Origin of the sequence: Azospirillum sp. BE72, assembly GCF_031455875.1 — a bacterium.
Taxonomy (GTDB): domain Bacteria; phylum Pseudomonadota; class Alphaproteobacteria; order Azospirillales; family Azospirillaceae; genus Azospirillum.
In genome coordinates this window covers 550,200-570,993 of the sequence record NZ_JAVDTO010000002.1, presented here as the reverse complement: position 1 = coordinate 570,993, position 20,794 = coordinate 550,200, and the positions used below count along the sequence as shown (strand labels likewise).

Genomic DNA, 20,794 nt, shown 5'->3' with positions numbered 1-20,794 from the left:
AGCCTCAGTTGCTGGCGAAGAACTGGTCGATGCGCTGGCGGTAGATCCGCACCGGGTACTTGTCGCGCAGCGCGTTGGTGAACTCGGCCAACAGATCGTTTTCCAGCCCCTGCTCGACCGAGGCGCGGACCGGTGCCAGATCGGCGTCGGCAGCCTTGGGATCGGCGGGAATGACTTCCCGGAGGCGGGCGACGACCTGGGCGTCGGCAGTGTTGCCGCTGACCACCTCGTTCGGCTTGGCGGCAAACAGCTTGCCGACCATGTCGCCCGGCAGGCCCTGGACCGACTGGGCATCGCGGGTGAAGGGCGCCGTCATGGCGAAGCTGGCGCCGGCCTGGGTGGCGACGTCCTGGGCCGCGGCCTCAGCGCCCTGCTTCAGGCGGGCGGCGATCTCCTCCGCCTTCTTGGCGGCGCGCTCGGCGCGCTGTTCCTGCTGCCAGTCGGCGATGACCTGATCGCGCACGTCGGCCAGCGGGCGGACCGCGGCGGGGATCACGCTGTCGACGCGGACGGCGGTGAAGACGCTGCCCTCACCCTCGGTCAGGTTGGAGGTGGCGCCGGTCTTCAGTTGGAAGGCGCTCGGCAGCAGTGCCTTCAGGCTGGGCAGGTCCGGAGCGGCGTCCTTGCCGTCCGGCGCCTTGCCGGTGCTGTCGATGGCGGCGACCTTGGTCAGGGCCAGCCCCTGGGCCTGCGCCACCTCGTCCAGCGACGCGCCGCTGGCGAGCTGGTCCTCGACGCGGTTGGCGATGGAGAAGACGGAATCGAGCGCCTGCTCTTTCTTCAGGTCGTTCGCCAGCTGGTCGCGCACATCCTCGAAGCTGCGGGTGGTCGCCGGGGTCACGCCGGTGACGGTCATCACGTGCCAGCCGAGCGAGCTCTTCACCGCGTCGGAGGTCTTGCCCGGCTCCAGCGCGAAGGCGGCGTCGCCGATCTCCGGCAGGTCGGCGCTGGCGATGTTGTCGAGGGTCACCGGCTCCTGGCCGGCGTCCTTGGCGGCTTCGGCCAGACCTTTGGTCTTGGCGGCTTCGGCGATCTGCTTCGCCTTCGCCTCGTCATCGACGACCAGCATCTGGACGGTGCGCTTTTCCGGCGCGCCGAACTCGCTTGCCCGCTCCTCATACGCTTTGCGCAGTTGAGCGTCGTCGATCTTGATGTCCTTGGCCAGCGCATCGGGCGACAGGCGGGCGACGGTCAGCGACCGGTATTCCGGGGCGGTGAAGCGGACCTGATGGTCTTCATAGGCCTGCTTGATCGCCACGTCGTCGGGCACCCCGACATCGCCGATGGCGGCGTTGGGCAGTGTCACGATCTCCGCCACGCGCTTTTCGCCGCGGAAGCGGTAGAGATCCTGCACCAGCGGCTGCGGCGGCGTCAGGCCGGCGGCGACAGCGCCGGCGACCAGCTGCCGCGCCGTCTCGCGCTGGATCATCGCGACATAGCCATCCTCGGTCAGTTGGGCGTTGCGCAGCGCCGAACGGAAGATGTTGGGATCGAACTGGCCTTGCTGGTTGCGGAAGGCCGGCTCGTCGGCGATGCGCAGCCGGACCACCTCCGGACCGACGGAAATTCCCATGTCGGTCGCGGCGAGATCGAACAGCGTGCGCTGGATCAGCGACTGCAGCGACTGGTCCAGAAGGCCGAAGCGCTTGGCCTGCTCGGTGGTCAGGGTGCCGCCCAGCATCGGGCGCAGCCGTTCCATCTGCCGGCGGAATTCCTGGTCCAGCGTCTGCTGCCCGATCTCCACCTTGCCGACTTCGGCGACGGTGGTGGGCGTGGAGGCACGGAACACGTCGCCGATGCCCCAAACGCCGAAGCTGAGGATCAACAGCACGAACAGGATCTTGACGACCCAGGAGCCGGCGAAATTGCGGATGAACTGGAGCATGGGACCCGAATCTAAGCGCGTCGTTCGGCCATCCGGCCGGGGCGGCGCATCATAGATAGGGCAGGGTGGGGCGGCAACAGCCCTTTTCCGCGCGGTCGATTTCCGCGAAGTGGATTTGTGGGCGGCCTTTTCGCACGGCAAAGCCCCGGCGCCGCATCCGATGCGGCGCCGGGGCTTCCGGTCGTTCAGGCCCTATGCTTACTTCAGAGCGTCACGGGCGGCATCCTTGGCGCCGCCGATCGTGTTCTGAACCTTGCCGGCGGCCTTGTCGGCCTGGCCCTCGGTCTCGGTCTTCTTGTCGCCGGTCAGCTTGCCGGCGGCTTCCTTGATCGAGCCCTTGGCGGAGCGGGCGGCGCCCTCGATGCGATCCTTGTCCATGGTGGCAACCTCCTGTGAATTGGTTATGCCTGGACAACAGACCGGAAGGAGAAAGGCTCCATTAAAATTAGTACACGAAAGGCAAGACTGGGCAGAGCCGGCGGTCAGGCCCGACGTGGCCCGTCGATACCGCGGCCGGCCGACCGCTCCGACGACTGGGCTGCGACAGGCATCGGGCCGGCGTTGCGGCGCCGCATCGTGGCCAGCGTCAGCGCGTGATGGCTGATGCGGTTACGGAACTCCGGGTCCACACGGCTGAAGGCGCTGTAGGCCAGTTGTACGGCTGCCGGGGAGCGGGTCCGTCGTGCATCCTGCAATGCGTCGCGCAGGGTGCGCAGTTCCAGGATGCCCGGTACGAATGCCATTTCCACCGCTTCCGCCAGTATTTCGATGGAGCAGAGCGCGGTTTCGTCTTCAAGCATGTTGGCGTCGGGCGGGCGCTTGCCGGGCGGGAGGCTCATCGGCATGCCTTCGTCACGATGCTCAGGAACCGAGCAGGTCGAGAACCGCCGTCAAACAACGGCGACGGGTTACGCAGTCGTCACAGCAGCCGGTCGCCTGGAGATGCTGCGGGCAGTGCTGGCGGCGCAGCGCCTCCAATCCCTGGCGCAACGCATGCTTCTTCGCGTCGGAGATCACATCGGTGGCCCGGATGGTCTCCAAAGCGTCCTGCATGGGATTGGATGCGTCTATGAACATTTCGCTAGGCCTCCACTCCCGAAAAATCTATGCCGTGCCCACGGACAAGTCCATGAACAGCCTGTAATATTAGCGGTGCAAATTGAAACGAGCTGTGGCGCATTTCGCCGCGACGCAACGATTCGGCGTTGCGGGATCGGCATCAGGCCATTGACGCAGCTCCGGGCGCGCCGCAGCATCGCCGTGACCGATCGACCGATCGACCGATCGACCGATCGACCGATCGACCGATCGACCGATCGACCGATCGACCGATTGCCGGCGGCGATGCGGAGGATGGATGGAGCGGGCGGTGTGGCCGACGCTGGCCTTGTACGGAGCGGCGGCGCTGGCGGAAATCGGCGGCTGTTTCGCCTTCTGGGCCTGGGCGCGGCTGGGGCGCAGCCTGTGGTGGACGCTGCCGGGAGTGACCAGCCTGTGCCTGTTCGCCTGGCTGCTGACGCGGGCGGACGCGGATTTCGCCGGCCGGGCCTATGCGGCCTACGGCGGCGTCTACATTGCCGCGTCGCTGCTGTGGCTCTGGCTGGTCGAGGGAGCGCGGCCGGACCGCTGGGACGCGGCCGGCGCGCTGCTCTGTCTTGCCGGGGCGGCGATTATCCTCGCTGGTCCCCGCGCGGGTTGAGGGCGGGCGGGACCGGCCGGTTGACCGACCGCCGCAGGGCGGGGCCGTTCACCAGGACCAGACGCCCCCCATCCACCTGCAGATACGCCCCGACGCGCACCCTGCCACGCAGGATGTCGTCGTTGAGCATGATCTGCGCTTCAGCCAGGGACAGTGGGGTGCCCTGGTAGTATGCACGGCCGTCGGCATGGCGGATCTGGCTGAATGCGTTGGTCATGTCACGGTGCTCCCTATCCATTTCTTGAGCGGCGGACCGCCGGCTTTCCCGATGTGTGACGGCGGCAGCCATTGCCGATGCCGGTATCGGACGAACGCCCGCAAGGTCCGGTTTATTCCTCCATCGAATGCACGCGGGTCGAAAGCCACTGGGGAGAGGCGCCTTGCAGCCGTTCCGGCCGGCACCCTCCCGTCCGCGAATATCCTGCGGTGAACACTGCCGCAGGTCCAGGTGCAAGTGGGCAATGCCACCGAATTGTCGCAGATCACACGCGCAAAAGCTGTGGTGGTGCGTCGGGCGGCGGTCGATTATTCCCGGGAACCGTACCGCGCATTGAACCATGTCAATCGCGCATCCGACTTCAACCGTTAGAGTGCAAATGCATCACGGTCCGGCGGCCACGCGAATCATCGGTATGCCGCAGCTTGGCCGAACGTTGGAAAACTCGCCGATCGGGGTCATAATACCTCCGTCGGGTGTTCGATTGATAATATGGGTTGCCCAATCCTGTTTCGGCAGGCCGGCAGACAGAGACCTGCAGAGAAGACGGATCACTTCGTGAACCTACAACTGGCGGATCAGATGAACGGCTCCGAAATCAGCGGTCCCGGCGGCGATGCTTCCGCCCGGGAAGGCGGTGCCGCCGCCCTGCCGCGCGATCCGGCCTTCCTGGCTTCGCTGGCCGCGAGCCTGCTGGACTCCAATCCCCTCGACCGTGGCGGGGCGGTGCTGGTTTATGTCGACCGCGACCGCGTGCTCCGCCATGTCGACCCGCGTTTCGCCGCCGTGCTGGATGCCGATCCGGCGGATCTCGTCGGCCATCCGCTTGCCGACTTCGATCATCCGACGATCGCAGCGCTGAGGACGGCCATCGCGACGGTCGGCCAGTCGCCGTCGCGGTCTTCGGCGCCGCTCGATTGCCTGACGGCCGGCTGCGACGGCCGCCGCTCGATTCTCAGCGGCAGCGTGCTGGCCCACCGCGACGCTGCGGGCGAGACGGTGGGGTATCTCGGCACCTTCCACCAGACCGGCGATCCCGACCGCATCGCGGAATTCGTGACCTGCCGCGACACCTTCATCGCGACCCTGCTGGACGCCGCGGTGGACGGCATCATCGTGTCCGACCGCAGCGGCATCATCCGCTCCATCAATCGCGCCTGCTGCCAGCTGTTCGGGTACGAGGAGGGCGAGCTGCTCGGGCGGAACATGACCATCCTGATGCCGCCGCCCTTCTCGCGCGACCACAACCGCTACATCGACACCTATATGAAGACGGACCGGGCCAAGATCATCGGCATCGGCCGCGACACGCTGGGCCAGCGCAAGGACGGCACCGTCTTTCCCATCCATCTCAGCGTCGGCCAGGCGCGGCTGGGGGAGGAGGCGACCTTCGTCGGCATCATCCGCGACATCTCCGAACGTCTGGCCGCCGAACAGCGCGCCACATATCTGGCGCGGCACGACCCGCTGACCGGCGTCCTCACCCGCACCGCCTTCCTGGAGGATTGCGAGGCGCTGTTCGCCGGCCACGGCACGGCGGACGGCGAAGCGGCGGGCGAGGGGCTGTTCGCGCTCTTCTCCCTCGATGTCGATCAGTTCAGCGACGTGAACGAGGCCTTCGGCTTCCATGTCGGCGACGCCGCACTGAAGGCCATGGTCAGCCGGGTGATGGAAGTTCTGCCGCCCAACACCATCGTCTGCCGCATCGCCGCCGATGAATTCGCGGCGCTGTCACGGGTGACCGATGGCGAGCATGCGCGCACGCTGGCCGGGGTTCTGCACGACCGGCTGACCGCCTCCATCTATGCCGACCGCCATTGGGTGCGGCTGCGCCTGTCGGTCGGGGCGGCGGTACAGGACGACTCGGTCAGCACGCTGGAGGATCTGAACGCCAAGGCGAAGCTGGCCCTGCAGGCGGTGCAGCACAATGGCGGCAACGCCGTCTGCTTCTACACGCCGGAAATGGCGGCGGCGGCGACGCGGCGGATGATGCTGACCATGCATCTGACCCACGCCATCGAACGCAACGAGCTGCATCTGGTCTATCAGCCCATCGTTGACTGCCATGGCCGCGTCCGGTCGGCGGAGGCGCTGCTGCGCTGGAACCATCATGCCCTGGGACCGGTCTCGCCGGGGGAGTTCATTCCGGTGGCGGAGGAAAGCGGGCTGATCGTCCCCATCACCGACTGGGTGCTGTCCACCGCCATCGCCCAGATGTCGAAGTGGGAGGAGGAGGGCGTGCTGCCCGATCGCGTGTTCCTCAACATCTCGGGCCAGCAATTCCTGCGCGGCAACCTGACGCTGCGGCTGGAGGAGTTGCTGGGCCGGCATCCGTCGCTGCGCAGCCATCTGGGGCTGGAGATCACCGAACAGGCGGCGGTGCGCGATCTGAAGGTGGCGGTGCGCACGTTGGGGGAGCTTGCCGACCTCGGCATCCAGGCGGCCATCGACGATTTCGGCTCCGGCTATTCCTCGCTCAGCTACGTGCAGCAGCTGCCGGTGGCGAAGCTGAAGATCGACCGCGCCTTCATCATCGACGTTCCGGACAACCCGAAGAACAACGCGCTGGTCCGCGCCGCCGTCGGCATGGCGCACGGCCTGGGACTGACCACCGTCGCCGAGGGGGTGGAGACGGCGGAGCAGCGCGATTTCCTGGTGTCGGTCGGCTGCGACATGATGCAGGGCTATTTCTTCGGACGGCCGATGGCGCCCGCCGCGCTGGCCGACATGCTGCGGGCGCAGGCGGCACTCACCTTAGGGTGATTCCCGTCTCGACAGCATCAGCTGCAACTGATATCCATTCTCACGACCTTGAGAGTCATTCGCAGTTCGGGAGTGTAGAATGTTCGTCGACAAATTTGCCGGGATCGCTTTTGCCGTTGGTGCCTTGACCGCCTTCTCCGTCCAGGCCCAGGAAGTGAATATCTACAACTCGCGACATTATAATACCGACCGCGTCATCTACGAGACCTTCACGAAGTCGACCGGCATCAAGGTCAACATCATCGAAGGCAACCACGATGAACTGATCCAGCGGATGAAGTCGGAGGGCGCCAGCAGCCCGGCCGACCTGTTCATCACCGTGGATGCCGGCCGTCTGGCCGCCGCGGCGAAGGAAGGGCTGCTCGCCCCGGTCACCTCGCCGACGCTCGATGCCATCAAGGTCCCGGCCAACCTGCGGGACCCGAACGGCGCCTGGTGGGGCCTGTCCAGCCGCGCCCGCATCGTCGTCTATGCGCGCGACCGGGTGAAGCCGGACCAGATCAAGAACTACGAGGACCTCGCCAAGCCGGAATGGAAGGGCCGCGTCCTGACCCGCAGCGGCACCCATCCCTACAGCCTGGCCCTGACCGCCTCGATCATCGAAGCGCAGGGCGAGGAGAAGACCGAGGAGTGGGTGAAGGGGCTGGTCGCCAACCTCGCCCGTCCGCCGCAGGGCGGCGACACCGACCAGATCCGGGCGGTCGCCGTTGGCGAGGGCGATGTCGCCATCGCCAACACCTATTACGTCGGCAAGCTGATCACCTCGGCCAAGCAGGAGGACCGAGAGGTCGCCTCCAAGATCGGCGTGATCTTCCCCAACCAGGACAACCGCGGCACCCATGTGAACCTCAGCGGCGCCGGCGTGGTGAAGACCTCCAAGAACCAGGAGAACGCCCGCAAGCTGCTGGAATATCTGCTGAGCCCCGAGGCGCAGCGGCTGTTCGCCGACGGCAACATGGAGTATCCGGTGAACCCGGCGGTCCAGCCGCATCCGGAGCTGGTGAAGCTCGGCACCTTCAAGGCCGCCGACGTCAACGCCGCCGCCTTCGCCGCCTACACCCCGCAGGCGCTGCGCATCATGGACCGTGCCGGCTGGAAGTAAGATGACCGACGCCCCGTTCACCGCGACATCGTCCGCCCCCTCTCCGTCGTCTGTCGTCCTGACGGGCATCACCCACCGCTACGGGCCGCTGACCGCCGTCGACGACGTGTCGCTGTCGGTCGCCCCGCGGGAGGTGGTCTGCATCGTCGGCCCGTCGGGCTGCGGCAAATCGACCCTGCTGCGCCTGATCAGCGGGTTGGAGACGGTCCAGGCCGGCACGATCACGGTGGACGGGGTGCCGCTCGCCACCGCCGACCGTTCCCTGCCGCCTGAAAAGCGGCCGGTCGGCATGATGTTCCAGGATTTCGCGCTGTTCCCGCACCTGACGGTGGCGGGCAACATCGCCTTCGGCCAGACCGACCGCCCGCGCGCCGAGCGCAAGCGCCGGGTGGCCGAACTGCTCGAAACCATGGCGCTCACCCGCTACGCCGAGGCCTACCCGCACACCCTGTCGGGCGGGCAGCAGCAGCGGGTGGCGTTGGCCCGCGCCATGGCGCGCGACCCCAAGGTCCTTCTGCTTGACGAACCCTTCTCCGCCCTTGACGAGCAGCTTCGCCGCTCCGTCCGGGAAGAGGTGGTGCGGATCATCCGCTCCTGCGGCATCGCCACCATCGTCGTCACCCACGACCCGGAAGAGGCGATGGAGATGGGCAACCGCGTCGTGGTGATGGAGGCCGGCCGCATCGTCCAGGCCGACACGCCGGTGAACCTCTACCAGCGCCCGGCCAACAGCTTCGTCGCCCGCCTGTTCGGCGAGGTCAACCGCTTCGAATCGACGGTGCGCGACGGCCAGATCGTCACGCCGCTCGGCCGCATCCAGGCGCCGCACCTGCCCGGCGGAACCAGGGTGGAGGTCGCCTGCCGCGTCGAGGATCTGGAACTGGTGCCGCTTGGCGCCCGTCCGGACGCGGTGCCGGTGCGAGTCCGCCACTCCAGCTTCCTTGGTCCGGCGACGCGGGTGTGCCTGGATTTGCCGGGCGGTGTGTCGGAGATCCATGCCCGGCTGCCGGGACATGTGGATGTGCGTGCCGGAGAGGAACTTTCCGCTGCGATGGCGGCCGAACGGGTGATGGTGTTTCCAGCGGAGTGAGGGGCTGAGTTATAGACCCCCACCTGACCTCCCCCGCTGGGCGGGGGAGGGACTGCCGCTGCTTTTTCGAACAGGCGCTTGATCCCCTCCCCCGCCCAGCGGGGGAGGGTTAGGGTGGGGGCAGTCGGTGCAAGACCCCTCACGCCCCCGCCCGAACCTCATCCTCGCCGAACTGCAGCCGGCACAGCCGCGCATAGGCGCCGTCGGCGGCCAGCAGGGCCTCGTGCGTGCCTTGTTCGATGATGCGTCCGCCTTCCATAACCACGATGCGGTCGGCGTTGCGCACGGTCGCCAGACGGTGGGCGATCACCAGCGTCGTGCGCCCCTCCGTCAGCCGCTCCAGCGCCGCCTGCACCAAGCGTTCCGACTCGCTGTCCAGCGCGCTGGTCGCCTCGTCCAGCAGCAGGATCGGCGCGTCCTTCAGGAAGGCACGGGCCAGCGCCAACCGCTGGCGTTCGCCACCCGACAGCTTCACGCCGCGGTCGCCGATCACCGTGTCGTAGCCCTCCGGCAGCCGCGATATGAAATCATGGGCGGCGGCGGCCTTGGCGGCGGCGACGATCTCCTCCATTCCGGCATCCAGCCGGCCGAAGCCGATGTTCGCCCGCACTGTGTCGTTGAACAGCACGGTGTCCTGGCTGACGATCGACACCGCACCGCGCAGGCTGCGCAGGGTGGCACCGCGCACGTCCTGGCCGTCGACCAGAACCTCGCCCCCCGTCACGTCGTAGAGGCGCGGGATCAGGTTGAAGACGGTCGATTTGCCGGCGCCGCTGCGCCCGACCAGCGCCACCGTGCTGCCGGCCGGCACGTCGAGGTCGATGCCCTTCAGCGTGTCGCCCCCAGCTTCATAGGAGAACCGGACGCCACGCAGGGCGACCGCACCCTCGGTCACGGTGAGCGGCTTGGCGTCCGGCCGCTCCAGGATGGTCGGCTGCTGGTCCAGCAGTTCGAAGATGCGCTGGGCGGCAGCCAACCCTTCCTGCAGGGCGGCGTTCAGCGTGCCGATGGCGCGCACCGGCTGGGCCGCCATCAGCAGCGCGCCGACGAAGCCGGAAAAGGCGCCGACCGAACCCTCGCCCATCGTCATGCGGTAGCCGGCGAAAGCGATCACCCCCGCCACCGCGACGCCGCCCAGCATCTCCATCATCGGGTCGATGCGGGAACGGGCGCGCACCGCCTTCATGGTCAGTTGGTAATTCTCGTGAAAGGCGCGGCCGGCGCGGGCGCGTTCGTAATCCTCCAGATTGTAGGTCTTGACCATGCGCGCGCCCGACAGGCTTTCGGTCAGCAGCGAGGTCATGTCGCCCATCTGGGCCTGGGTATCGCGCGACACGCGGCGCAGGCGCTTGCCGATGCGCACGATCGGCACCGCCGCGATGGGATAGATGATGAAGACGATCAGCGACAGGAACCAGTCCAGGTAGAACATCGACCCGACCAGCGCGATCACCGTCAGGATGTCGCGCACCAGACCGGTCAGCGTGCGGGTCAGCGCGTTGCGGATCAGGTCGACGTCGTTGATGAAGCGCGAGGTCAGCGACCCGGTCGGGGTGGCGTGCAGCTGGGCCATGTCGGCGGTCTGCAGATGCGTGAACATCGACAGGCGGACGTCGGCGATGACGCGCTGGACGATGTCGCTGGTCACCACGGTCTGGGAGTAGAGCGACGTCCCCTTGATCACCGTCACCGCGACGATCGCCAAGGGGATCGCCAGCAGCATGCCGCGGTCCTGGGCGGAGAACATGGCATAGGACCGGTCGATCAGCAGCGGATAGGCGCCGGTGGCCGCCGCCACCACCGCCATCAGCAGGAAGGACAGCATCAGCTTGCCGCGGTAGGGCCGCACCCACTCGCGCCACATCCGCGCCACCAACCGTTCGGTCGCCGCATCCAGGCGCAGGGGCTTGCCGCTCTTGTTCGTCACGGTCGCATCCGATCTCTTGTCCGTTGCGGATGGCTTAGCCCATGGGCTTCGGCTTTGTCCACCGGTCGGCGTGGCAACCCTGGCGGTGATTACAGGCTTCCTTTACCGCTTTCGTGCCAGACTGTGGAAGATCGGCATGGCGAACGTCCGTGCGGCTGGCGAAGGGGAACCCCATGGCGAATGGGAACGGCCCAAACGGGAATGGTGCCAATGGGCGTGACGGCGGCGCGCGGCGTCCGCGCATCGGCCTTGCGTTGGGCGGCGGGGTGGCGCGCGGCTGGGCGCATATCGGGGTGCTGCGGGCGCTGAAACGCTATGGCATCGAGGCCGACATCGTCTGCGGCGCCTCGGTGGGGGCGCTGGTCGGCGGCCTCCATCTGGCGGGAAAGCTCGACGCGCTGGAAGAGTGGGCGCGCGAACTGACCCGGCTGAAGATCGTCGGCTATCTTGACTTGCGGTTGCGCCAGGGCGGTGGGCTGATCAGTGGCGACCGGCTGTTGGCCGAGCTTCGCCTGCATCTGGGCGACCAGCGGATCGAGGAGTTGCCCTGTCCCTACGCCGCCATCACCACCGATCTGGTGACCGGGCACGAGGTGTGGCTGCAGCGCGGCGAACTGGTCGATGCCATGCGGGCGTCCTTCTCGCTGCCGGGGGTGTTTCCGCCGGTGATGATCGACGGGCGCTGGATGATCGACGGCGCGCTGGTCAATCCGGTGCCGGTGTCGGCCTGCCGGGCGCTGGGGGCGCAGATGGTGATCGCCGTCAATCTGGCCGGCGACATTCTGGGCAAGGCGCGCAAGCCCGGTGCCAACGTGCCGACGGCCGCCGGGTTCGACCTGCTGCGGCTGGTGGAGGGCGAGACGCCGGAACACCGCCCGCCGAGCGGGATCGGGGCGCTGACCCGCCGCATCTTCCGCCGCGATTATGAGGGGCCGAGCCTGTTCGGCGTGATGGTGTCGTCGCTGGGCATCGTCACCGACCGCATCACCCGCTCGCGACTGGCCGGCGACCCGCCGGACGTCCACATCGTACCCAGGCTGGGCCATATCGGCCTGACCGAGTTCGACCGGGCGGACGACTGCATCCGCGAGGGAGAAGCGGCGGTGGAGCGCGTCTTGCCGGAACTGCACGACGCGCTCGCCGTCTTCGCGACCGGCCCGCGGGAATCCTCCCGTGAGCCGGTGCGCGGATAACCGGTTGGCCTTTACTGGCCTGTCCTAGTGATCGATGGCCGTGCCAAGCGCCGCACCGCCCAGGCCGCCGATTACGGCGCCGCGGGTGCCGTCCACCGCGTAACCGCCGGCCGCGCCGGCCGCACCGCCGACCACGCCGCCAGTCGAGCAGGCGGTGAGGGAAAGAAGCGCGAACACGGCACCGATCAGACGCAAACGGGACATCATGCAACCCTCCTCGTGTTGACTGTTCGATGTCTAAACACGCGGAACCGCATTTTGCTTCCATCGCCTCCTGATCTTTTGGTTCTGACTCTTTCGAGGGGAACCTCTTAACCCCACAAGCGTTGACCGGACTTTGACAGTGCAACGTTGATACGGGGGAACGACCATGCGGCGCATCACCAACCGCCTGCGCGCAACCGCCATCGCCGCGACCGCGGCGCTGTCGCTGGCCGCCTGCCAGACCGGCAACAGCGGCGGCATCGGCGGGATGAACACCACGGAGACCGTCGGAACGCTGGGCGGCGCCGTTGCCGGCGGCCTGCTCGGCTCGCGCTTCGGCGGCGGGGCGGGCAAGTTGGCGACCACGGCCATCGGCACGCTGCTCGGCGCCTATGCCGGCCAGCAGTTGGCCCGCCAGTTCACGCCGGCCGACCAGAACCGGGCGTCGGACGCGGAGGAGCGTGCGGTCGCCAACAACCAGACCATCACCTGGAACAACCCGCAATCCGGCAACAGCGGCACCATCCAGCCGGTGCGCACCTATCAGGGCAACAGCGGCCAGACCTGCCGCGACTACAACCATACCGTGGTGATCGACGGCAAGACCGAGGTCGCGCGCGGCACCGCCTGCCGACAGGCTGACGGAAGCTGGAAGCTGGTATCGTAAGCGTACAGCCTTTCCGAATGACCGCCTCCGGCTTCTACGCCTTGCGGATGTGCAGGGTTGCCGTCAAAATCAAGGGGTTCCGCCAAGGGGCGGCCTGATGCCAACGGCGTGTGGGGCTTATGGAGGCGGTCAGCTACATCATTCTCATCGGGTCCACGCTGCTGATCGTCAGCGTGCTGACCAGCTACCTCGCCTTGCGCATCGGCGCTCCGCTGCTTCTCATCTTCCTCGGCATCGGCCTGCTGGCGGGGGAGGACGGCATCGGCCACATCGCCTTCAACGATGCCGGCTCCGCCTTCCTGATCGGGTCGATGGCGCTGGCGGTGATCCTGTTCGAAAGCGGATTCGACACCAAGCTCGCCAGCTACCGTGCCGCCGCCTGGCCGGCGATGACGCTGGCGACGGTCGGCGTCGCCGTAACCACCGGCGTCGTCGGCGTGGCGGCCCACTACCTGATGAATCTCGGGTGGGGGGAGGCGTTGCTGGTCGGCGCCGCCTGCAGTTCCACCGACGCGGCGGCGGTCTTCTTCCTGTTGCGGGTGGGCGGCATCACCTTGCGCGACCGCGTGCGTTCGACGCTGGAAATCGAATCGGGCAGCAACGACCCGGTCGCCATCATGCTGACCATCCTGCTGGTTGAGGCGGCGACCCATGGTCTTGCGTCGCCAGTGGCCATCGTCGGCGAACTGGTGCTGGCCTTCGCGCTGGGCGGGGTGATGGGGCTGGCCGGCGGCTGGCTGCTGGTGGCCTTCATCAACAAGGCGAACTTCGAGACCGGGCTGAACCCGGTGGTGACGCTGACCTTCGCCCTGTTCATCTTCGCCGCCACCAACGTGCTGGGCGGCAGCGGCTATCTGGCCGTCTATGCCGCCGGGCTCTATGCCGGGAACGTCAAGCTGCGCGGCGCGCTGGAACTGCGGCGCTTCCATTCCGGTCTGACTTGGCTCAGCCAGATCGTCATGTTCGTCATGCTCGGCCTGCTCGCCACCCCGCGGGAGTTCGCGGGCATGCTGTTGCCGGCGCTGGGGATCGCGCTGGTGCTGATCGTCGTCGCCCGGCCGCTGGCGGTGTGGATGTGCCTGCTGCCCTACCGCTTCTCCGTGCGGGAGACCAGCTTCATCGCCTGGGTGGGCTTGCGCGGCGCGGTGTCGCTCCTGCTGGCGCTGGTTCCGGTGCTGGGCGGGCTGGAGAACGGGCAGCTGATCTTCAATACCGCCTTTGTCGTCGTGGTCGTCTCGCTGCTGGTGCAGGGCTGGACCATCGGCACCATGGCCCGTGTGCTGGAACTGATCGTCCCGCCCCGCCGTGGCCCGGTGGACCGCGTGGAGTTGGAGCTTCCCGGCAATGCCGACCAGGAGCTTGTCGCCTACACCGTCCATGGCAAGAGCCCGGCGGCACGAGGACAACGCATGCCGCGCTGGGCCAGGCCGTCGCTGGTCATCCGCTCGGGCGCGGTGGTGCCGCTGCACAAGGCCAAGCCGCTGCAGCCCGGCGACCATGTCTACCTGTTCACGCCGCAGCACCGCCTGCCGCTGATCGACAAGCTCTATGGCGGCAGCCGGGCGCTCGACCAGTCCGACCGCGAGTTCTACGGCGATCTGGTGCTGAGCCCCGATGCGACGGTGGAGCAGATCGCCGAGATGTATGGCCTGCCGCTGTCGCTGCCCAACGCCCGGCTGACGCTGAGCGACCTGCTGCGCAACGAGTTCGGCGGCTCCTGCGAACTAGGCGACCGGGTGCGCATGGGCGGTGTCGAACTGATCGTGCGCGACATGGACGAGGACACCATCACCTCGGTCGGTCTGGCGTTGGAGCCCGTCCGCGTCACCAGCCGGCGCCGGCCGCTCTACCAGCGCGTCACCGACATCCATGGGCGGCTGCGCGGCTGGTGGAACGAGCACGCCTTCCGCCGCTGGAAGGAGCGAGAGAGGCTGCGGTCCCGGCGGCTGGCGGCTCCCCTGCCTGTGGCGGAGCCGACGCGCGATGAGAGGGTGGAAACCCGCAACGAGGCGTGAGCGGCGTTACCCGCGATGGCCGGGGCGCGACGAGGCGATGGTGCGGCTCAGATAGATGACCGGGGCGAGGCCGACCAGAACGATCACCAGGGCGGGCAGGGCGGCGTCGTCCAGCCGCTCGGTGGAGGCCATGCGGAAGGCTTCGATCGCCAGCGTGTCGAAGTTGAACGGCCGCAGGATCATCGTCGCCGGCAGCTCCTTGGTGATGTCCACGAACACCAGCATGGCGGCGCTCAGGAGGCTGGGGCGCAGCAGCGGCAGATGGACCCGGCGCAGCACCTGCAGCGGCGTGTGGCCGAGTGAGCGCGCCGCCCCTTCCAGATTCGGGCCGATCTTGGCGAAGCCGGATTCGAGCGGCCCATAGGCCACCACGAAGAAGCGGATCAGATAGCCGTAGAGGATGCCGGCGATGGTGGCGCCGAGGATGGCACCGACCGGCCAGCCGGTCCAATCGCGCGTCAGCCCGACGGTGATCAGGATGCCCACCGCGATCACCGTGCCCGGCGTGGCGTAGCCGAGCGAGGCGAGGCGCGCGGCGCCGGTGGCAAGGCCGCTGCGGTCGTGGCGCACGCCATGGATCACCAGCAGCGCCACGGCGACGACCAGCGCGGCGCCGCTGGCGCCGAGGATGAAGGTGTTGACCGTCAGGTCGGTGAAGCGGGCGAGCGTCAGCTCCGTGCCGCCGCGCAGGATCATGCGGATCAGCACCGCGCCCGGCAGCAGGAAGCCGAACAGTATCGGAGTCAGGCAGACGATCCAGGCGACCACCGTACCGCGCGGCGACAGGCGCGGGGCGGGCAGGGCGCGGTAGCGGCCGGTGGTCTGGTGGAACCGCATCTTCCCGCGTGACAGCCGCTCCAGCCCGACCAGAGCCAGCACCACCAGCAGCAGAACCGCGGCCAGCTGCGCCGCGGCGGACGGGTCGCCCAGCGCGAACCAAGTGCGGTAGATGCCGACGGTGAAGGTGTCGATGCCGAAGTAGCGCACCGCGCCGAAATCGGCCAGCGTCTCCATCAGCGCATAGCCGACGCCGGCCACCAGCGCCGGGCGCGCCAGCGGCAGCGCCACGCGGCGGAAGGCGCCGAACTGGGTGCAGCCCAGCGTGCGGCTGGCTTCCAGCACGCAGACAGACTGTTCGAGGAAGGCGGCGCGGGTCAGCACATAGACGTAAGGGTACAGCACCGACGACAGCACCAGCCCGGCGCCCCAGGCGGTGTGGATCTCCGGAAACCAGTAGTCGCCGCGGCGCCAGCCGAAGGTGGCGCGCAGGAAGGACTGCAGCGGGCCGGCGAATTGCAGGAAATCGGTGTAGGTGTAGGCCAGCACATAGGCCGGCATGGCCAGCGGCAGCAGCAGCAGCCATTGCAGCACCCCACGCCCGCGGAAGTCGTGCATGGTGACGGCCCAGGCGCATGCGACGCCGGTCACCAGCGTGACGACGCCGACGATTCCCAGCAGGATCAGGGTGTTGAGGATGTAGCCGGGAAGCACCGTCCGCGCCATGTGTCCCCACAGATCGGTGGAGACGCCGCCCGCCTGGACGAAGACGGCGAGGATCGGCAAGGCGATCAGCAAGGCGAGGATCAGGGCGAACAGCCCGGTCGGGCCGACCCGCGACCACAATCGGCGAGGAGAGAAGGACGGGGAGCCGGAAGACTTCGCGTCGGTCGCCATCGCCATGCGGGGGTGTCCTCGCGGGTGGTGTCAGTTAAGAAGCACTTGCCCCCACCCCGACCCTCCCCCGCTGCGCGGGGAAGGGAGTCTGTCGCGGGACGGCGGAGTTCCCTCCCCTGCGAAGCGGGGGAGGGTTAGGGTGGGGGCAATCGCCTCCAGTACTCTACTCTAAAACGCCCGACCCGATCAGCTGGCTTCGGCAGCGCGCTGGTGACGCTTGCGCTCGTTCGGGTCGAGGTAGCGCTTGCGCAGGCGGATGGACTTGGGCGTCACCTCCACCAGCTCGTCATCGGAGATGTAGGACAGCGCCTTTTCCAGGGTCATCTGGATCGGCGGGGTCAGGCGGACTGCCTCGTCCTTGCTGGTGGTGCGGATGTTCGTCAGCTGCTTGCCCTTGATGACGTTGACCTCGAGGTCGTTGCCGCGGGTGTGCTCGCCGATGATCATGCCCTGATAGACCGGAACGCCCGGATCGATCAGCATCGGGCCGCGATCCTCCAGGTTCCAAAGCGCATAGGCCACCGCGGTGCCGTCGCTGTTGGAGATCAGAACGCCGGTGCGGCGGGCCGCGATGGCGCCCTTGAACGGAGCGTAGCCGTGGAACAGCCGGTTCATGATGCCGGTGCCGCGGGTGTCGGTCAGGAACTCGCCCTGATAGCCGATCAGGCCGCGCGACGGGGCGTGGAAGACGATGCGGGTCTTGTTGCCGCCGCTGGGACGCATCTCGATGAGGTCGGCCTTGCGCTCCGACATCTTCTGGACGACGGTGCCCGAGAACTCCTCGTCGACATCGACGACGACTTCCTCGATCGGCTCCAGGCGCTGACCGTTCAGCGGATCGGTTTTGAACAGCACGCGCGGACGGCTGATCGCCAGCTCATACCCCTCGCGGCGCATGGTCTCGATCAGGATGCCCAGCTGCAGTTCGCCGCGGCCGGCCACCTCGAAGGCGTCGCCGCCCTCGGTGTCGGCGATGCGCAGAGCCACGTTGCCTTCCGCTTCGCGGAACAGGCGGTCGCGGATCATGCGGCTGGTGACCTTGTCGCCTTCGCGGCCGGCCAACGGGCTGTCGTTGACCGAGAAGGTCATCGCCAGGGTCGGCGGGTCGATCGGCTGGGCGGCCAGCGGCTCGGCCACTTCCGGCGCGCAGATGGTGTCGGCCACGGTGGTGTTGGTCAGGCCGGCCAGCGCGACGATGTCGCCGGCATGCGCCTCTTCCACCGGAACGCGCTCCAGGCCGCGGAAGGCCAGCACCTTGCTGATGCGGGCATTCTCGACCAGCTTGCCGTCGCGGCTCATCGACTTGACGGCCATGTTGACCTTGACCGAACCCGTCTGGATGCGGCCGGTCAGGATGCGGCCCAGATACGGGTTCGCTTCCAGCGTGGTCGCCAGCATGGTGAAGGGCAGGTCTTCCTCGACCTTCGGGGCCGGGACGTGGTCGCGGATCAGCTCGAACAGCGGAGTCAGCGTCTCGCGGGCGCCGTTCTCCAGGTCCGTGGTCGCCCAGCCGTTGCGGCCCGAGGCGAACAGGGTCGGGAAGTCCAGCTGCTCGTTCGAGGCGTCGAGCGAGGCGAACAGGTCGAACACCTCGTCATGCACCTCGTGCGGACGGCCGTCGGGACGGTCCACCTTGTTGATGACGACGATCGGGCGCAGACCCAGCTTCAGCGCCTTGCCCAGCACGAACTTGGTCTGCGGCAGCGGGCCTTCGGCCGCGTCGCAGAGCAGCACCACGCCGTCGACCATGGAGAGGATGCGCTCCACCTCGCCGCCGAAATCGGCGTGGCCCGGGGTGTCGACGATGTTGATGCGCAGGTCGTTCCACAGGACCGACGTGCACTTGGCCAGGATGGTGATGCCGCGCTCGCGCTCCAGGTCGTTGGAGTCCATGGCGCGTTCGGCCACCTGCTGGTTCTCGCGGAACGAGCCGGCCTGCTTGAGAAGTTGATCGACCAGCGTGGTCTTGCCGTGGTCGACGTGGGCGATGATGGCGACGTTACGGAGATTCATGGAGCCTTCGGTCTCGCAAGGGCACCCCCGACACGCAGCAGCGTCATGCCACAAACAACAAAAAGGCCCGACGAAGATTAATCCGTGGGCGCTGTCGGGGAAACTGTTGCGGCGCAATATATGGGACTGCGGCCAAAACGCAAGTCCCGTGCCCTTTGGTCTAACGCGAATTTCCGGGATGGAGCCATGCGTCCTTGGCACCTACATTGGTGACGATGATCCGCTTCGCTTCCGCTTCCTGCCGCCGGGCGGCCGCCGCAACGCGATTTGCCGCAGCACCGCTCAAGGCCCCCATCGCCGTTCCGCTGGTCGCCGCCCTGCTGCTGCTGGGGCCGTCCGGCGCCGGCCACGCCCAGGATTCGCCGGCGGACGGCATTCCCGGCGCAGTCCCCGCCGGTCCTCCCGCCAACCCTCCAGGCGGCGCCCAGCCCGATGCCGCGGCGGAGGAAGAGGCGCGGCCGGCCGGCATCCGCTACGACGTCGAGATCACCGGCGTCGAGGATGACGGGCTGCGCGGCACGCTCAACGACGCCTCGACGCTGGTGGAGTTGAAGGGGGATACGCCGCCTTCGCTGATCGGGCTGGAGCGGCGGGCGGACAGCGACCGCGACCGGCTGCAGACGGCTCTGCGCTCCGCCGGCTACTACGACGCGCAGTTGGACATCCGCATCGTGGATCCGGCGGCAACCGGCACCCTGCCTGCGGGTGGGGAGGCGCCGCCGGTCAAGGTCACGATCGCGGTGACACCGGGTCCGCTCTACCACTTCAAGACTGTGACGGTGCGGGGTGCCACCACTACAGCTGGCGGCTCCACTGGCGGCTCCACCCTGCCGGGGGAGATCGCGACCGACGACCTCGGCCTCGCCGCCGGGGCGCCGGCGGTGGCGCAGCGGGTGCTCGATGCCGAATCGGAACTGATCGGCCGGCTGGCAAAGCGCGGCTACGCCTTTGCCAAGGCGTCCGACCGCGAGGTTGTGGTCGATCATTCCGACCGGACGATGGACGTCACCTACACCGTCGATCCCGGCCCGCTGACCCGCTACGGCTCCACCCGGATCGAAGGGCTGGAGAAAGTCGACGAGGATCTGGTGCGCGGACGGCTGGCCTGGAAGGAGGGGCAGGTCTACGACCCCGGCGCCACCGACCGGGCACGGCAGGACATCGCAGCCCTCCAGGTTTTCGACACCGTCCGCGTGCGGATGGCGGATGAGCCGGGGCCGGACGGCGTGACGCCGGTGATCGTCACGGTGGGCGAGCGCAAGCGCCGCTTCATCGGCGGCGGCGTCACCTTCTCGACCGAGGACGGGCTTGGCACCAACGCTTATTGGGGTCACCGCAACCTGTTCGGCGGGGCAGAGCAACTGCGCCTCGGTGTCGATGTCGGCCGAGTCGCCGGGTCCTCCGGCGGCAGTTCAAGCACCGGCAACGACCTGCCGGACCTGCGCTTCAGCGTCAACTTCCGCAAGCCCGACTTCCTGGCGGTGAAGCAGTCGCTGGTGGTCAATTTCGCCGTGGTCAACGACCAGCCGCCGGCCTACAGCCGCGTCGCGTCGGAGCTGACGGTCAAGCTCGAACGTCCGCTGACCGACCAGCTGACCGTCAGCTACGGCGTGACCGGCGAGCGCGGACGGGTGAAGACGGAGGACACCACCTACCAGACCGCCTTCATCGGCGTGCCGCTGGGCGCCGCCTGGAACGGCACCGACAACCTGCTGAACCCCACCTCCGGCCAGCGGGCGTCGCTGCAGGTGACGCCGTGGTTTCCGGTGGGCGGCGACACCAAGTCGCCCTTCACCTCGATCCTGCTGAACGGCTCCACCTATTACGATCTCGGCAACGACGGGCGCTATGTCGCCGCGGCGCGGATCGGGCTGGGCAGCATCCTGGGCACATCGCTGACCGACATCCCGCCCGACCACCGCTTCTATGCCGGTGGCGGCGGGTCGGTGCGTGGCTACGGCTTCCAGAAGGCGGGGCCGCGCGACCGCTACGACGACCCTGTCGGCGGACGGTCGCTGTTCGAGATCGGGGCGGAGCTGCGCATCAAGGTGACGGAGAGCATCGGCGTCGTGCCCTTCGTCGATGCCGGCACGGTCTATGATTCGGCCTATCCCGATTTCAGCGAGCCGCTGCGCGTCGGCGCCGGCCTGGGCCTGCGCTATTACACCGACTTCGGTCCGCTGCGGGTGGATGTCGGCGTTCCCCTCAATCCGGCGAGCGGCGATGCGCGCTGGCAGCTGTATCTCAGCCTGGGGCAGGCATTCTGATGGCGCAAAATCGTCCCAATCCTTCGGGACGATGACCGTCTATTGCGGTTGAGACAAAGTTGGCCCTGTTGGGGTGGC

Annotated in this window: 17 protein-coding genes; 8 read left to right on the top strand and 9 right to left on the bottom strand. The window is 67.9% G+C overall.

Features of this window, described 5'->3' with window-relative positions:
- Positions 1–4: 4 nt before the first annotated feature.
- The 4 genes from J2Y49_RS08795 to J2Y49_RS08780 all read right to left on the bottom strand — a co-directional run bounded on the left by J2Y49_RS08795 (position 5) and on the right by J2Y49_RS08780 (position 2,962).
- The gene (locus J2Y49_RS08795) at positions 5–1,885 is read right to left on the bottom strand and encodes a SurA N-terminal domain-containing protein (protein ID WP_310114142.1); all 1,881 of its coding nucleotides are present in this window, start codon (positions 1,883–1,885) and stop codon (positions 5–7) included.
- Positions 1,886–2,083: 198 nt separating this feature from the next.
- Positions 2,084–2,263 (bottom strand): CsbD family protein, encoded by a 180-nt coding sequence (locus J2Y49_RS08790; protein WP_149223359.1) that lies wholly within the window; start codon positions 2,261–2,263, stop codon positions 2,084–2,086.
- A 104-nt stretch (positions 2,264–2,367) separates the two neighbouring features.
- On the bottom strand, positions 2,368–2,724 hold the full coding sequence (locus tag J2Y49_RS08785; RefSeq protein WP_310114141.1) for a hypothetical protein: 357 nt from the start codon (positions 2,722–2,724) through the stop codon (positions 2,368–2,370).
- 22 nt (positions 2,725–2,746) lie between these two features.
- Positions 2,747–2,962 carry a hypothetical protein gene (locus tag J2Y49_RS08780; protein WP_310114140.1) on the bottom strand — a complete coding sequence of 72 codons (216 nt, stop codon included), beginning with the start codon at positions 2,960–2,962 and terminating at the stop codon, positions 2,747–2,749.
- A gap of 280 nt (positions 2,963–3,242) precedes the next feature.
- Here J2Y49_RS08780 and J2Y49_RS08775 point away from each other — a divergent pair, with 280 nt between their 5' ends.
- Positions 3,243–3,584: a YnfA family protein gene (locus J2Y49_RS08775; protein ID WP_310114139.1), complete on the top strand. Its 342-nt coding sequence runs from the start codon at positions 3,243–3,245 to the stop codon at positions 3,582–3,584.
- Here J2Y49_RS08775 and J2Y49_RS08770 read toward each other — a convergent pair.
- The gene (locus tag J2Y49_RS08770) at positions 3,556–3,801 is read right to left on the bottom strand and encodes a hypothetical protein (RefSeq protein ID WP_310114138.1); all 246 of its coding nucleotides are present in this window, start codon (positions 3,799–3,801) and stop codon (positions 3,556–3,558) included. The two genes, J2Y49_RS08775 and J2Y49_RS08770, sit on opposite strands and share 29 nt — an antisense overlap.
- Positions 3,802–4,359: 558 nt before the next feature.
- On the opposite strand from J2Y49_RS08770, the gene J2Y49_RS08765 reads away from it, so the two are divergent.
- From J2Y49_RS08765 to J2Y49_RS08755, 3 genes are all read left to right on the top strand, one after another.
- Positions 4,360–6,564, top strand: a complete 2,205-nt coding sequence (locus tag J2Y49_RS08765; RefSeq protein WP_310114137.1) for an EAL domain-containing protein — start codon at positions 4,360–4,362, stop codon at positions 6,562–6,564.
- 79 nt (positions 6,565–6,643) lie between these two features.
- The gene (locus J2Y49_RS08760) at positions 6,644–7,666 is read left to right on the top strand and encodes a Fe(3+) ABC transporter substrate-binding protein (RefSeq protein ID WP_310114135.1); all 1,023 of its coding nucleotides are present in this window, start codon (positions 6,644–6,646) and stop codon (positions 7,664–7,666) included.
- 1 nt (position 7,667) lies between these two features.
- Positions 7,668–8,756 (top strand): ABC transporter ATP-binding protein, encoded by a 1,089-nt coding sequence (locus tag J2Y49_RS08755; RefSeq protein ID WP_310114133.1) that lies wholly within the window; start codon positions 7,668–7,670, stop codon positions 8,754–8,756.
- Positions 8,757–8,895: 139 nt separating this feature from the next.
- Here J2Y49_RS08755 and J2Y49_RS08750 read toward each other — a convergent pair whose 3' ends face one another.
- Positions 8,896–10,683: an ABC transporter transmembrane domain-containing protein gene (locus J2Y49_RS08750; protein WP_310114132.1), complete on the bottom strand. Its 1,788-nt coding sequence runs from the start codon at positions 10,681–10,683 to the stop codon at positions 8,896–8,898.
- Between the two features lie 173 nt (positions 10,684–10,856).
- On the opposite strand from J2Y49_RS08750, the gene J2Y49_RS08745 reads away from it, so the two are divergent.
- The gene (locus J2Y49_RS08745; RefSeq protein WP_310114130.1) at positions 10,857–11,876 is read left to right on the top strand and encodes a patatin-like phospholipase family protein; all 1,020 of its coding nucleotides are present in this window, start codon (positions 10,857–10,859) and stop codon (positions 11,874–11,876) included.
- Between the two features lie 24 nt (positions 11,877–11,900).
- On the opposite strand, the gene J2Y49_RS08740 is transcribed toward J2Y49_RS08745, so the two are convergent.
- Positions 11,901–12,083 (bottom strand): hypothetical protein, encoded by a 183-nt coding sequence (locus J2Y49_RS08740; RefSeq protein ID WP_063634311.1) that lies wholly within the window; start codon positions 12,081–12,083, stop codon positions 11,901–11,903.
- A 163-nt stretch (positions 12,084–12,246) separates the two neighbouring features.
- On the opposite strand from J2Y49_RS08740, the gene J2Y49_RS08735 reads away from it, so the two are divergent.
- Both J2Y49_RS08735 and J2Y49_RS08730 read left to right on the top strand, forming a co-directional pair.
- Positions 12,247–12,747 (top strand): RT0821/Lpp0805 family surface protein, encoded by a 501-nt coding sequence (locus J2Y49_RS08735; protein WP_310114125.1) that lies wholly within the window; start codon positions 12,247–12,249, stop codon positions 12,745–12,747.
- A gap of 119 nt (positions 12,748–12,866) precedes the next feature.
- Positions 12,867–14,762 carry a potassium/proton antiporter gene (locus J2Y49_RS08730; protein WP_310114123.1) on the top strand — a complete coding sequence of 632 codons (1,896 nt, stop codon included), beginning with the start codon at positions 12,867–12,869 and terminating at the stop codon, positions 14,760–14,762.
- A gap of 6 nt (positions 14,763–14,768) precedes the next feature.
- Here the strand turns inward: J2Y49_RS08730 and J2Y49_RS08725 are convergent, their stop codons facing one another.
- Together J2Y49_RS08725 and typA are read right to left on the bottom strand one after the other, a co-directional pair.
- Positions 14,769–16,442, bottom strand: a complete 1,674-nt coding sequence (locus J2Y49_RS08725) for an iron ABC transporter permease (RefSeq protein WP_310114121.1) — start codon at positions 16,440–16,442, stop codon at positions 14,769–14,771.
- A 180-nt stretch (positions 16,443–16,622) separates the two neighbouring features.
- Positions 16,623–18,449, bottom strand: coding sequence for a translational GTPase TypA (gene typA / locus J2Y49_RS08720; protein WP_310114119.1), 1,827 nt, complete (start codon positions 18,447–18,449; stop codon positions 16,623–16,625).
- Positions 18,450–18,643: 194 nt separating this feature from the next.
- On the opposite strand from typA, the gene J2Y49_RS08715 reads away from it, so the two are divergent.
- Positions 18,644–20,716: an autotransporter assembly complex family protein gene (locus tag J2Y49_RS08715; protein ID WP_310114116.1), complete on the top strand. Its 2,073-nt coding sequence runs from the start codon at positions 18,644–18,646 to the stop codon at positions 20,714–20,716.
- The last annotated feature ends 78 nt before the right edge of the window (positions 20,717–20,794 follow it).

Excerpts from the sequence above, each read along its gene's own strand:
- J2Y49_RS08780 (WP_310114140.1), bottom strand. The coding sequence starts at position 2,962 with ATGTTCATAGACGCATCCAATCCCATGCAGGACGCTTTGGAGACCATC.
- J2Y49_RS08735 (WP_310114125.1), top strand. The coding sequence starts at position 12,247 with ATGCGGCGCATCACCAACCGCCTGCGCGCAACCGCCATCGCCGCGACC.
- typA (WP_310114119.1), bottom strand. The coding sequence starts at position 18,449 with ATGAATCTCCGTAACGTCGCCATCATCGCCCACGTCGACCACGGCAAG.
- J2Y49_RS08730 (WP_310114123.1), top strand. The coding sequence starts at position 12,867 with ATGGAGGCGGTCAGCTACATCATTCTCATCGGGTCCACGCTGCTGATC.
- J2Y49_RS08795 (WP_310114142.1), bottom strand. The coding sequence starts at position 1,885 with ATGCTCCAGTTCATCCGCAATTTCGCCGGCTCCTGGGTCGTCAAGATC.
- J2Y49_RS08740 (WP_063634311.1), bottom strand. The coding sequence starts at position 12,083 with ATGATGTCCCGTTTGCGTCTGATCGGTGCCGTGTTCGCGCTTCTTTCC.
- J2Y49_RS08755 (WP_310114133.1), top strand. The coding sequence starts at position 7,668 with ATGACCGACGCCCCGTTCACCGCGACATCGTCCGCCCCCTCTCCGTCG.
- J2Y49_RS08745 (WP_310114130.1), top strand. The coding sequence starts at position 10,857 with ATGGCGAATGGGAACGGCCCAAACGGGAATGGTGCCAATGGGCGTGAC.
- J2Y49_RS08775 (WP_310114139.1), top strand. The coding sequence starts at position 3,243 with ATGGAGCGGGCGGTGTGGCCGACGCTGGCCTTGTACGGAGCGGCGGCG.
- J2Y49_RS08785 (WP_310114141.1), bottom strand. The coding sequence starts at position 2,724 with ATGAGCCTCCCGCCCGGCAAGCGCCCGCCCGACGCCAACATGCTTGAA.
- J2Y49_RS08725 (WP_310114121.1), bottom strand. The coding sequence starts at position 16,442 with ATGGCGATGGCGACCGACGCGAAGTCTTCCGGCTCCCCGTCCTTCTCT.
- J2Y49_RS08790 (WP_149223359.1), bottom strand. The coding sequence starts at position 2,263 with ATGGACAAGGATCGCATCGAGGGCGCCGCCCGCTCCGCCAAGGGCTCG.
- J2Y49_RS08770 (WP_310114138.1), bottom strand. The coding sequence starts at position 3,801 with ATGACCAACGCATTCAGCCAGATCCGCCATGCCGACGGCCGTGCATAC.
- J2Y49_RS08760 (WP_310114135.1), top strand. The coding sequence starts at position 6,644 with ATGTTCGTCGACAAATTTGCCGGGATCGCTTTTGCCGTTGGTGCCTTG.